Source organism: Corallococcus caeni, from assembly GCF_036245865.1.
In the GTDB taxonomy this organism is placed as follows: Bacteria; Myxococcota; Myxococcia; order Myxococcales; family Myxococcaceae; genus Corallococcus; species Corallococcus caeni.
Window position 1 is genome coordinate 40,534 of record NZ_BTTW01000013.1, and the last position, 12,542, is coordinate 53,075.

At 70.6% G+C, this 12,542-nt stretch carries 9 protein-coding genes; 1 reads left to right on the forward strand and 8 read right to left on the reverse strand.

Features of this window, described 5'->3' with window-relative positions; all coding sequences use genetic code 11:
* Positions 1-7: 7 nt before the first annotated feature.
* Genes AABA78_RS36540 through fabD form a run of 5 tightly spaced genes read right to left on the reverse strand, consistent with a single transcriptional unit; the run spans position 8 to position 6,977 of the window.
* A complete protein-coding gene (locus AABA78_RS36540) occupies positions 8-811 on the reverse strand; it encodes an enoyl-CoA hydratase-related protein (RefSeq protein ID WP_338270102.1) in 804 nt (267 codons plus the stop codon).
* Complete coding sequence (locus AABA78_RS36545; protein WP_338270103.1) at positions 802-2,064, reverse strand: hydroxymethylglutaryl-CoA synthase family protein; 1,263 nt, start codon at positions 2,062-2,064, stop codon at positions 802-804. Before AABA78_RS36545 ends, AABA78_RS36540 begins: the two co-directional genes overlap by 10 nt.
* Entirely contained in the window at positions 2,061-3,323 is a 1,263-nt protein-coding gene (locus AABA78_RS36550) for a beta-ketoacyl synthase N-terminal-like domain-containing protein (RefSeq protein ID WP_338270104.1), read from the reverse strand. Before AABA78_RS36550 ends, AABA78_RS36545 begins: the two co-directional genes overlap by 4 nt.
* Positions 3,324-3,333: 10 nt before the next feature.
* Complete coding sequence (locus AABA78_RS36555; RefSeq protein ID WP_338270106.1) at positions 3,334-3,582, reverse strand: phosphopantetheine-binding protein; 249 nt, start codon at positions 3,580-3,582, stop codon at positions 3,334-3,336.
* 20 nt (positions 3,583-3,602) lie between these two features.
* A complete protein-coding gene (gene fabD / locus AABA78_RS36560; RefSeq protein WP_338270107.1) occupies positions 3,603-6,977 on the reverse strand; it encodes an ACP S-malonyltransferase in 3,375 nt (1,124 codons plus the stop codon).
* Between the two features lie 127 nt (positions 6,978-7,104).
* Here fabD and AABA78_RS36565 point away from each other — a divergent pair, with 127 nt between their 5' ends.
* Complete coding sequence (locus AABA78_RS36565; RefSeq protein ID WP_171413985.1) at positions 7,105-7,776, forward strand: DUF1579 family protein; 672 nt, start codon at positions 7,105-7,107, stop codon at positions 7,774-7,776.
* An 88-nt stretch (positions 7,777-7,864) separates the two neighbouring features.
* On the opposite strand, the gene AABA78_RS36570 is transcribed toward AABA78_RS36565, so the two are convergent.
* From AABA78_RS36570 to AABA78_RS36580, 3 genes are read right to left on the reverse strand one after another with little or no spacing between them, the layout of a single operon-like run.
* Entirely contained in the window at positions 7,865-8,341 is a 477-nt protein-coding gene (locus AABA78_RS36570) for a hypothetical protein (protein WP_338270110.1), read from the reverse strand.
* A gap of 11 nt (positions 8,342-8,352) precedes the next feature.
* Positions 8,353-8,844: a hypothetical protein gene (locus tag AABA78_RS36575; protein ID WP_338270112.1), complete on the reverse strand. Its 492-nt coding sequence runs from the start codon at positions 8,842-8,844 to the stop codon at positions 8,353-8,355.
* Positions 8,841-12,467, reverse strand: a complete 3,627-nt coding sequence (locus AABA78_RS36580) for a type I polyketide synthase (RefSeq protein ID WP_338270113.1) — start codon at positions 12,465-12,467, stop codon at positions 8,841-8,843. Before AABA78_RS36580 ends, AABA78_RS36575 begins: the two co-directional genes overlap by 4 nt.
* Positions 12,468-12,542 lie beyond the last annotated feature (75 nt).

The following is a 12,542-nucleotide window of genomic DNA, read 5'->3' on the forward strand; positions in this document are numbered from 1 at the left end:
CCGCGCCTCAGCGGTCCTTCGCTTCCCAGGGAAGGAGCTGGTGCTCCACGAAGTCCCGCAGGTTCTTCTGGAAGTCGCCGTGGACCATCAGCCGGGAGATCTCCGACACGGCCAGTTCCTCCACCTCGTCGGACAGCACCCAGACCTGGCGGAAGTAGCGCTTGAGGTTCCCCACCGTCGCGGGCTGCACGCGCGACAGCCGCGCCTTCAGCCGGCGCAGCGCGGCCTCCGGTGAGTCGCTCACCTCGTCGACGAGGTTCATCGCCAGGGCCGCTTCGGCGGACACCGGCTGCGTGGTGAGCGCCATGCGGTACGCGGGCTGATAGCCCACGCGCCGGATGAGGTACGGGATGACCATGGCGGGCATGAGCCCCCAGAGCACCTCCGACAGGCTGAAGCGCGAGCGCGGCGTGGCCACCACCAGGTCGCTGGCGGCGACGAAGCCCACGCCCCCCGCCAGCACCTCGCCGTCCACGTGCGAGATGATCACCCGCGACATCGTCGCCATGCGCCGCAAGAGCCGCATGTACGGACGGGTCAGCACCTCCTGCTCCGCGGCGGTGGCGTCCGGGCGCAGCGTGGACACCTCGTCGAAGTCCATGCCGGTGCAGAACGTGCCCGGCTGGCCCTTGAGCACGATCAACTGCTGGCGCGCGTCCGCCTCCACGGCGTCCAGCACCGCGTGCAGCTCCTCCAGGAGCACGGCGTTGATGCTGTTGCGCGCCTCCGGGCGGTGGAGCGTCACCGTCACCACGCCGTCCGCCGCGTCCACGCGCAGCGTCTGGAGTCCGCCATGGCCGCTCAGGTCCATGCGTACTCCCGGTGGAAGCCCTTCACGCGGACGAGCCGCAGGCGCTTGCGGCCCTCGAACTGGCGCGCGTAGAGGCTGGAGAGGTCCCCCACCTGGACCTCGGCGTCCTTCGTGCCGAAGCCGATCTCCATGCTGCGGTCGAGGATGCGCTCGTACTCGTCCATGGACAGCGAGTGCCGGCGCGTCAGGTGCCCGCCGATGTCGAAGCGCGCCTGGACCCGCTGCGAGTTCCGGTCGAACGTGCCGCTGTAGAACTCCGACGAGCAACCGGAGCCGTAGGAGAAGAGGCCCACGCGGTGGAAGTCCTGCGCGTTGGCGTGGTCGATGAGGCCGCACAGCGCCAGGAAGACGGTGGCCGAGTAGATGTTGCCCACCTGCGTGCAGTAGCGCGTGGCCGGGCCGATACGGCGCTGGAAGTCCTCCTCAATCTGCGCGGCGCCCAGGCCCGGTCCCCCGAAGGCGCGCATCATCTTGCGGTGCGCGCCCTTCACCATGCCGGCGAACGGCGTGTGGAACGCGAGGTAGTCGAAGCTCGTGCGGAAGTCCGCCCCCTCCACGCGCTCCGCGTAGCCCTTGAAGCTGTTCTGGAGGCAGTCCAGGTAGGCCAGGAGCGACACGTCCGGGTCGCCCGCCTCGATGCCGACCTGGGGCCGGCACGTGTCCATGACCTCGTAGCTGTAGTAGCCGTTGGCGCCCAGGTCCATGCTCAGGACCTTCGGGTCGGAGCCCACGAGCAGCGCCACCGCGCCGGTGCCCTGCGAGGGCTCGTGGTACGTGTTGCGCGAGCCGTTGCGCGCCTCGTCCGTGGCGATGACCAGCGCCTTGGCGCCCGGGGACACGCCCGACGCGACGAAGCCCAGCGCCATCTGGAGCGCGGCCGTGCCGCCGTAGCAGGCCTGCTTCACCTCGAAGACGCGGCACCGGCGGTGCAGCCCCAGGTGGTCGTGGATGTACGTGCTGATGGCCTTGCCGAAGTCGACGCCGGACTCCGTGGAGGCGATGACCAGCTCGATGCGGGCCTGCTCCTCCGGGGTGAGCGCGTCCACCAGCGCCTTGGCGGCGTTCACCCCGTTGGTGATGGCGTCCTCCCAGGGCATGCCGACGGCCTTCTTCTCCATCAGGAGGTTGTCGAAGCGGGTCAGGTCCAGCCCCCGCTTCTCGAAGAGCGTGCGGATGTCCAGGTAGGCCTCACCGCCGTACGCGTTCATCGCCTCGATGCCGAACTCCATGCGCTGCGCCTCGTGTCCGTTCATGAGCCGCGGATGACCACGCTCGTGTTGATGCCGCCAAAACCAAACGAATTGCTGAGCGCCACACCGATGGACTGCGCGGTGGCCGCGTCGCCGCAGAAGCGGCAGTCCCGGGCGAGCGGCTCGCGCAGGTTCGCGTTGCGGTGCAGGAAGCCCCCGCGCAGCTGGAGCACCGTCGCGATGCACTCCACGACGCCCGCGGAGAACAGGCAGTGGCCCAGGAGCCCCTTGGTGGCGTTGAGCCACACCCGGCCCAGGTGCCCGCCGAACACCTCGCGCAGGGCCTGCACCTCCGCGTCGTCACCGGCGGTGGACGCGCTGGCGTGCGCGTTGACGTAGTCCACGGCCTCCGGCGCCACGCCCGCGCGGGACAGGGCCTTGCGCATCGCCGCGGCCTCGCCCACGACGTCCGGCGCCGCCGAGTGGCTGGCGGACAGCACCAGGCTGGCCCCCGCGAGTTCCGCGTGCATCGGCGCCCCGCGCCTCAGCGCCGAGTCCTCGCGCTCCAGGACGACACAGGCCGTCCCCTGCCCCAGCACGAACCCGTCGCGACCAGCGTCGAAGGGCCGGCACACCTGGTCCGCCTCGCGGCCGCCGCCCGGGCTCAGCGCGCCCAGGTGGTGCAGCGCCCGCAGCTCCATGGGGGACAGGTCCGCCAGCGGGCCCACCACCACGCAGGCGTCCACCTCACCCAGCTGGAGCAACTGCCACGCCTTGAGCAGGGCCACGTTCCCGCTGGCGGACGCGCCGCCCACGGTGAAGCCCTCGCCCCGGATGCCCAGCACCTCGCTGAGGACGCCGACGTGGTCCGTGTCCAGGAAGCGCATCGCGTAGCGCGGGTCGATGAACTCCGGGCCCGCCGCGAACTTCTTCGCCGTGTCGTGCTGGAGCCGCAGCGACAGGTTGCTGCCCGCGACGATGAGCCCCACGCGCTCCGCGGGCACGGGCGCGGTGTGCAGCCCCGCGTCCAGCCACGCCTCCAGGGCGCTGAAGGTGGCGCACTCGATGGAACGTGGCGCGCGCTGGGCCAGGCGGCGGGCCTTCTCCAGGAGCGGCCCGGCTGCCTGCGGGAGTGACTTCAGGGCGTCCGCGAGCATGAAGCCGTCCAGCTCCGCCGCGGCCGGGAGGCCGGCCAGGGCGGGCTGCAGGGGCGCACGGATGGCGACGCGGCCCTCGCGCAGTCCTCGCGCGAGCGCGGGCACGCCGACGCCCTGGGCGGTCAGCGCCCCCATGCCGGTGATGATGATGCGGCGGTCGCTCACGGTTCGTGGCTCAGGAGCGCTGGGCGAAGTGCCGCTGGAAGATTCCCAGCAGCGAGCCGATGTCCTTGGCCTGGCTGAGCTCCGTCACGGGGACGTTGATGCCCAGGTCCTCCATCGTGCCCATGACGATCTCCATCCGGTCGATGGAGTTCGCGCCCAGCTCCTTCAGCTGCCGCTCGGGGGTGATCAGCCGCGCGTCCACGTCCGGCAGCACCTTGAGGATGTTCTCCGAAATCACCTGGAAGAGGTCCGTGCTCATCGTCGTTGTTCCTGTCCTGCTCAAGCTGCTGCGTGAACGTTGCCGCGCGGGAGCGCACCGAAGGCGCGCATCCGGTCGGTGATGACCTGGGCGGTCTGCTGCATGAGGAGTTCGCCAATCTCCGCGACGCGCCGGTTCTCCCAGCGCTCCATTGGCGTGCCCTTGACCCACTGGTTGAAGGCGCCGAGCGCCGGCCCGCTGTGCACCTGGTAGTCGATGCGGCTCTCCTTGGAGCCGCCCAGCGCCAGTCGCGTGCTGTGGCCGAAGTACCACTTGAAGATGAGCGCCATCTTGTACTTGGGCAGGGCCTCCGCCTTTTCAATCTCCGAGGGCGGGTAGTAGGCCTTCACGTCCTCGTAGACGGCGTCAAAGCTCTTGCGGAAGTAGGCGGTCTGCAGGTGCTCGCGGGTCTTCGCGTCGATCTGCTCCAGCGAGTCGTGGAAGCGATAGAGGTCGTAGAGCTTGTTCGCGCGGGCGGAGAAGAAGAGGCCCTTCTTCACCACCTGGACGCGCGCGCCCAGCTCGAACAGGTCTCCTGCCGGGGCGTAGTCGAAGTCCTGGACGTTGAGGCCCTGGAGCAGCTCCTTCACCTCGTTGCTGGTGCCCGCCTCCACCGTGCACTGGTTGATGGAGCCGGTGAGGATGAAGTCCGCGCCCAGCATGAACGCCGCCGCGGCGGCTTCCGGCGTGCCGATGCCTCCGGCCGCGCCCACGCGCACGCGCTTCGCGTAGCCGTACTGGGTCATCATGCGGTCGCGCAGGCGGATGATGGCGGGCGTGAGGGCGTACGCGACGCCCTGGTCCGTGTGGCCGCCGGAGTCCGCCTCCACGCAGAGGTCGTCCGCCAGCGGGACGCGCTGGGACCACTCCGCCTGCTCCGGGGTGATGCGCCGCTGCTCCACCAGGCGCCGCACCAGCCGCTCCGGCGCGGGACGCAGGAAGGCCTCGGCGATCTCCGGGCGGGAGACCTTGGCCACGATGTGGTTCTTCGGGACGACGTTGCCGCGCGCGTCCCGCTCCAGCCCCACCAGCCGGTAGCGCACCAGCGCGGAGGTCACGGCCATGTAGGACGCGGCCTCGATGTGGCGCACGCCGTGGCGAAGGAAGAGGTCGACGGTGTCCTCCTCCAGCTGCGGGTTCTGCGGGCTGCTCAGCAGGTTGATGCCGTAGGCCTGGCCTCGCGACAGCTCCCGCTGGATGTGGAGGATGGCGGCCTCGGTGTCGCGGAGCGGGACGCCGCCGGAGCCGAAGTAGCCGAGCATGCCGGCCTTGCCCATGGCGACGACCAGCTCCTTGGACGCCACACCCCGGTACATCGCGCCCGCCACGTAGGCGTACTTGATGCCGTGGTCGGCGCGGAACTCCGCGCTGCCCAGCGACGCCGCGGAGAAGCCCTCCTGTGCCACCGGAGCGGACTCGCGCGGCTCGTGCCGGTGGACTCCGTTGCGTCGCGGCTCAGGAGCCGCGGGTGGAGGTGCCACAGGCATGCTCGCCTCGGGCACGTATGGCGTTGGGGCCTGGGTGGGTGCCGGCGCCGCGACGGGCGCGGACGGAGCCTCTCCCTCGAAGTCCCTCAGCATGTTGGCGAGCACGATGCCGGGGCCCACCTCCACGATCTTCATCCCCGGCTGCGCGAGCAGGTAGCGCACCGTGCCCGCCCAGTTCACCGGCCTGGCGATCTGGATGGCGAGCAGCTCGCGGCACCGCGCCGCTTCGTAGGGCCGCGCCTCCACGTTGGAGATGACCGGGATGCGGGGCGGCTGGAAGTCGAAGCCCGCCAGGAACCGGCGGAACGTCTCCGACGCCGCGACCATGTAGCGCGAGTGGAAGGCCGCGCTCACCTTGAGCAGCACGTACGCCTTCGCCCCCGCCGCCTCGAAGGCCGGGCTCGCGCGCTGCACCACGTCCGCAGGCCCGGCGATGACCACCTGGTTCGGCGTGTTGAAGTTCGCCACGTCCAGCGCGCCGAACTCCTCCGACGAGCGCAGCACTTCCTCGATGCGCTCGCGCGACAGGCCGACCACGGCCGCCATGCCGCCGCCCTTGGCCTCTGCCATGATCTCGCCACGGCGCTTCACCAGCCGCAGGCCCGTCTCGAAGTCGAAGCTGCCCGCGGCGAAGAGGGCGTTGTACTCACCCAGGCTGTGGCCGGCGACGAAGTCCGGCTCGCCGTCCTTCGCCTTCTTCTCCAGGTACGACAGCGCGTTGACCACGTACAACGCCGGCTGCGTGTACTGCGTCTGCCCCAGCCGGTTGTCCGGGTTCTGGAGGCACAGCTCCTCGATGGAGTAGCCCAGGATGTCGCTCGCCTTGTCCGTGAGCGACCGGTACGGCTCGAACAGGCGCGCCCCCATGCCCTTGCGCTGCGTGCCCTGCCCCGGGAAGACGTACGCGATCATGCTCTTCTTCTCATGCTGGAGTGGAGGTGGGGACACGGCGGGAGGAGGCACGAGCGCGCGCTCCAGCTGCTTCAAGCGCTCCACCTCGCCGTGGGCCGGCGTCATCAAGGAGAACACCGCGGGGCGTCCGCTCTTCGCGACGCCCGCCTTCAACAGGTTCGCCAGCGAGCTGGAGGGACCCACGTCGATGAAGGCGTACTCGCCCTGGGCCACCAGTCCGCGAACGGCGTCGGAGAACGCCATGGGGCCCCGGATGGCGCCCCACAGGTGCTCGGGAGGCAGCTCACGGCGGACGCCGCCGTCCAGCCCGGACACCATCGGGATGCGGGCGGGCCGCTGCGGCAGCCCCCGCAGGTCCGCCAGGTAGCGCTCCCGCGCGGGGTCCATGAACGACGAATGGAACGCGTGCGCCACCGGCAGCTCGAAGGTGGTGATGCCGCGCGCCTGGAGCCGCGCCTCCACCGCGCGCAGCGCCTCCACGCGGCCGGACACCACGAACTGGAAGGCGTCGTTGCGCCCCGCGAACTCCACGCCCTGGAAGAGGCCGGGCTCGCGCTCCAGCAGCACCGGATCATGGAGGACGGCCAGCATCCCGCCCGCCTCGCACGCGCCCTCCACCGCCCGGGCCAGCCGGACGCACGCCTCCAGCGCGGCCTCCGGCTCGTAGATGCCCGCGATGGCCGCCGCGACGATCTCCCCCAGGCTCACGCCCAGCGTCATCGCCGGCTCCAGCCCCCGCGCCATCAGCGAGCGCGCCAGCGCGTACTCCACCGTGAAGATGGACGCGTTGCTGTGCAGCGCGCGCGGCAGCGGCGCGCCGGAGCGGCCGTCTCCGTACAAGAGCCCCACCACCGACGTGCCGATGAGCGGCGTCGCCACGCGGTCCAGCCGCAGCACCCACTCCCGGAACACCGGGTCGTGGCGGTACAGGTCCACCCCCATCTGCAGGTACTGCGACCCCTGTCCCGAACAGAGGAAGACCAATGGCGCGCTCATGACCTGCCCCCTCGAACCCTGTCGCGCTGGCCGATAGCCAGACATGCACCCGGTGACGAAACAATTTCTGTCATCGCAAACCCGCCGTTATGGTCTCTCCCTGTAGTCCGAGGAAAACACCATGACCATGACAAACCGACTCGCAGTCTCCCTGACGTGCCTGACCCTGCTTTCCGCCCAGGCGGCGCTGGCCGCGGAGCCCCAGGCTCCCGCCGCGAAGCCCGGCGCCACCCCCGCCGCGCCGGCCGCAAAGCCGGGCGCGAACACCGCCGCTCCCGCGGCCCCCACCGCCGCGCCGCCCGCTGGCGCCGCGCAGCAGGGTCCGCCGCCCGGCCTGCCGCAGCCCTCCCCGCTGCTCGCGCAGCTGAAGGACTTCGAGGGCAAGTGGAAGTGCTCCGGCACGCGCGTCCCGATGCCGGGCGTGCCCGCCTACCCCATCGAGACGACGTGGACGGGCAAGAAGGACCTGAGCGGCTTCTGGGTCTCCATCCGCCTGGAGGAGAAGAAGACGGCGAAGAACCAGTTCCCGGTCGTCGGTGACTACGCGCTCGGCTTCGACCCGGGCAGCGGCCAGCTGCTGGCGCTCTGGCACGACAACTTCGGTGGCCGCAGCGAGCAGCTGTCCACCGGCTGGCAGGGCGACACCTTCACCTGGGTGGGCGAGTACAACATGGGCGGCATGAAGTCCGGCGCCCGCGGCGTCTTCCACCGCAAGAGCGCGAAGGAGATGTCCCACACCGGCGAGGCCAACATCGGCGGCCAGTGGGTGGTGATGGTCGAGGAGACCTGCAAGCGCTAGCAGGTCCCACGCGGAGCCCTGGCCGGCACGCTCGAACGTGGCCGGCCGGGGAGTCCCGCGGCGCGCTGGGGAAGGTCCGCGGCGCATGTCAGTCCTTCAGCTCGACGAACTGACCGGGGTTGGCGCGGATGTACTTCGCGACGGTGTGGATGTCCCTCGCGAGCGTCTTCGCCAGCAGCGCGTCGTCCTGCTCCTTGCCCTGGATGGGCCGGTTCGCCGCGCGCGCCTCGCGCAGGTGCTTCTCGAAGGCCTCCGTCTGCGCCAGCAGCTCGTCCAGGTGCAGGTGCTTGGCGGCCAGCTTGAGCTCCAGCCAGAACGAGTCCTCGCCCACCAGGTGCGGCAGCTCCGCGCACATCTGCGTCCAGCCCCGGCCGTGCGCGTAGAGCACCCAGAACATGAACACCGCGCGCTGGCCGGGCGTGAGCGCGCCGTACACCTCCTCGCGCACGTCGCTGCCCCGGCCGCGCATGGCCAGCGCGGCGGGCTGCACGCATTTCTGGCAGAGCGCCGTGTCGTCCAGCGAGGCCAGCTCCTGGCGCGTCATGCGGATCAACGTCGTTCCCATGGCCGTGTCCCCTAGCTGTCCAGCTGCACGAACTGGCCCGGATGGGCGCGGATGAAGGCGGAGAAGCGCGGCAGCTCGCGGCGGATGAGCTGGGCGAGCGCGGCGTCGAGCTTCGCGATGGCGTCCTCGTTGCCCTCCTGGTCGCGAAGGGCGAGGAACGCGTCGGTGAGCGTCACCAGCTCCGGCACGCCCACCAGCCGGCCGGCGGCGCGCAGCCCGTCCCAGAACGAGTCCTCGTAGACCAGGTGCGGCAGCTGTTCGTGCAGCTGCGTGAAGCCGCGCGGGCCCCGGGCGTTGAGTACCCAGAACATGAACACCGCGCGCTGGCCCTCGGTGAGCGAGCCATAGACGCGTGAGCGCGTCTCGTTGTCGGTGCCGCGCATCTTCATGCTCGCGTCCCAGACGCACGCCCGGCACAGCGACAGGTCGTCCATGGACTCGAAGTCCTCCATGCTCATCTTCACCAACTCGGGCTGCATCGCGTTCCTTTCAGGGTGGCTCATGCCCGCGCTCCGGGTGCCACGGTGGACAGGTGGGCCGCCAGGCTGGAGACGGTGGGGTGCGCCAGCACGACGAACAGCTCCACGTCGACCTTCAGCACCTCGCGCAGGCGGGAGACCATCTGCGTCGCCAGCAGCGAGTGGCCGCCCAGCTCGTGGAAGCCGTCGTCCGCGCCCACGCGGTCCACGCCCAGGAACTCCTGGTAGACGGACGCGATGGTGCGCTCCATCTCGTCACGCGGCTCGACGAAGGGCGTGTCCAGGTCCGGGCGCTTGAGCACCTCCGCCGTGCCGGGCTCCTGCCGGACGGCCTCCAGCTTCACCCACTTGTCGTAGCGGGCCTGGAGGTCCGTCGCGCACACCGCGACCTGCGTGGAGTCCGGGATGGCGAAGAGGCGGTGGAAGGACTCCAGCCCCTCGGGCTCGGTGAGGACGCTGGGCGCCAGCCGCTCGTACATCGACGGGTGGACGATCTCCTTCGCCTTCTTCCACTCGATGTCCCACGAGTCCCAGTACTGGACCACCCACTTCTGCGCGTGCTGGCGGTTCTGGAGGACGGTGTAGTTGGACGCGAGGCTGCTGGCGCTCGCGATGGCGATGAAGCCCAGGCCGCCCAGCACCGACCCCAGCGAGCTCATCATCACGCGGAAGCGCAGGTCGCGCTCGCGCAGCAGTTCGTCCAGCATCCGCAGGCTGTGCGGGATGGAGGCGAAGTGCTGCTTGCACAGCTCGCGGTCCGCGTCGCGCAGGGGCTTGATGCGCTCGAAGTTGGACGCGCCGGACGCGTGGAGCAGCCCGCGGATGGGGCCGGCTTCCGCCTCGGCCTCCGCCAGCACGCGCCGCATGGCCTCCACGTCGTCCAGCCGGGCCTTCCGCAGCACGAAGTCATGGCCCGCCGCCTGGAGCCCCACCGCGTTGCCCACGCGGACGCCAATCGGCTCGCGGCGCTTCGCGCCCAGCCACTGCCCCCACTCGTCGGGCTCCGGGAAGTCCGGCTCCTCCAGGATGATGAGCCGCGCGCCCTGCTCCAGCATGCGCCGCGCGGTGAGGAACCCGATGCCCTCCAGGCCGTAGTAGACGAGGTACGTCTCGCCCTTGTGGACGAGCGGCGGCTTCGGCGCGTCGGCCGTCACGCGCACGGGCTCGTAGAACTGGATCCACCGGCGGGTGCCCCGGTACGCGCAGAGCACGTCCCCGATGGAGGACAGCACCTCGCGCTCCAGCGCGTCCGCCAGCGCGTCCACCTTCCAGGCGCCGCCTTCCGGAACGCAGAGGTCCACCGCGCGGCAGTGGAGGTTGTTGTACTCCTGCTGGAGCACCTTGCAGATGCCCGACACGGAGCTCTGCTCGTAGCGCAGCGCCTCCTCGCCGGTGACGTCGAAGACGTCGTTGGAGAACGCGAGCAGCCGCATGGACCGCGTCACCGCGAGCTGCCCCAGTGCCTGGCCGAAGTACAGCAGGCTGAAGAGGCCCTGCTCCTGCGAGGCCACCAGCGCGTCCAGGTCGTTGGCGGGCCGGGGCGCGTCCACGGACTGAAGGCCCCAGAAGTGGAGCACGCGGTCCGGCAACAGCTGGCGGCTCCTCAACTCCAGCACGAGCAGCTCGTACGCCTTGCGGTCCGACACGGGCAGGCTGAACGCCGCGTCGCCCTGCTTCGAGAACGCTTCGCCCGGCGTCACGGTGACGACCGTGCCCCGGCGGCCCAGTCGTTCGATGAGCTTCCGGGTGAGCGGCGCGCCGTCGGAGAAGACGAGGTACGTCTCGCGCGTCGCGGGCACGGGCTCCAGCGGCAGCGCGGACTGCTTCCACTGCGCGCGGTAGAACCAGTCCGCCATGTCCGGGCGCTTGCGCCAGAAGGCGTCCTTGTCCTTCGCGAGGGCCTGGGCCTCCGGGGCGCGCGGCTCCACCCACATCCGCTGCCGCTCGAAGGGATAGAGCGGCAGGCGGACGCGGCGGGGCGAGGCGCCGTCGTGCAGCATGGACCAGTCCACCTCGTCGCCCGCGAGCCAGGGCCCGAGCAGGGCCTGCCACGAGGCGGGCACCGAGCCCGCGTCCGGGGACGCGAACCGGCGCTCCCGGAGCGCGCGGACCGCTTCAGGGAGCGTGCGGGCGCGCACGGCCCGCCGGTACGTGAAGGCGCGGCGGCCGCGCTGGAGCGTGAAGGCCACGTCGCGCAGGGACAGCTCCGGGTGCGCCTCCAGGTGATCCGCCAGCAGGACGGTGACGCGATCCAGCGCCTCCGGGCTTCGCGCGGACAGCACCAGCAGCTGTTCGTCCTGCGAGGCCTCTTTGCGCGCGGGCCTCGCGGGCGCCTCCTCCAGGATGACGTGCGCGTTCGTGCCGCCGATGCCCAGCGAGCTCATGCCCGCGCGAAGCGGCGTCTCCCCGCGCTTCCAGTCGGTGAGCTCGGTGTTGACGAAGAAGGGGCTGTTGTCGAAGTCGATCTTCGGGTTGGGCGTCTGGAAGTGGAGGCTGGGGGGCAGCTTGCGCTCCTCCAGCGCGCGCACGACCTTGATGAGGCCGGCGACGCCCGCGGCGGCGTTGAGGTGCCCGATGTTGGTCTTCACCGAGCCGATGGCGCAGAAGCCCTTGCGGTCCGTGTGCAGGCGGAAGGCCTGCGTGAGCGCGGCCAGCTCGATGGGGTCCCCCACCTCCGTCCCCGTGCCGTGGGCCTCCACGTAGCTGATGGACTCCGGGGCCACGTCCGACGTCGCGAGCGCCTGGACGATGACCTTCGCCTGGCCCTCCACGCTGGGGGCCGTGTAGCCCACCTTGGTGGAGCCGTCGTTGTTGATGGCCGAGCCCTTGATGACCGCGCGGATGTCGTCGCCGTCCGCGAGCGCGTCCGCAAGCCGCTTGAGGACGACCACGCCGCTGCCGTTGCCCCACAGCGTGCCCCGGGCCTGCGCGTCGAAGGCGCGGCAGTGCCCATCCGGGGACAGGATGCTGTCCTGCACGTGGTGGTAGCCGGCGAGGTGCGGGACATTGAGGGATACGCCCCCGGCGAGCGCCATGTCGCACTCGCCCAGGATGAGGGCCTGGCGGGCGAAGTGCAGCGCCACCAGCGACGTGGAGCACGCGGTGTTGACGTTGACGCTGGGGCCGGTGAGGTTGAGCTTGTAGGAGACGTGCGTCGGCAGGAAGTCCTTGTCGCTGGCGATGAGCAGCTGCTGCAGGCCGATGTTGCGCACGAGCGCTTCGTCGCCCAGCACGTTCTGCAAGAGGTACGTGTTGAGCCCCGCGCCCGCGTAGACGCCGATGGTCCCCGCGAAGCCCTCCGGCGTGTAGCCGGCGTCCTCGAGCGCGTGCCAGCACGACTCCAGGAAGAGGCGCCGCTGCGGGTCCATCACCTTCGCCTCCAGCGGGCTGAAGTTGAAGAAGCTCGCGTCGAAGGACTCGATGTCGTCCAGCACCGGCGAGGCCCGGACGTAGTTCGGATCCTTCAGCGCCGCGGGGTCCACGCCGGCCGCCAGCAGCTCCTCGTCGGAGAAGACGCGGATGGACTCCACGCCGTCGCAGAGGTTCTTCCAGAACTGCTCCACGTCCTTCGCGCCAGGAAGGCGCGCGGCCATGCCGACGATGGCGACATCCAGCCCGTTCACTGACTCGTTCGAATCGTCACGCACGCTTCGCACTCCATCCCGCCAGGCCCTCCACCCGAGGACCCGGCGGCTTCAAAGGTCTGTTTCCAGTTCCAGCCG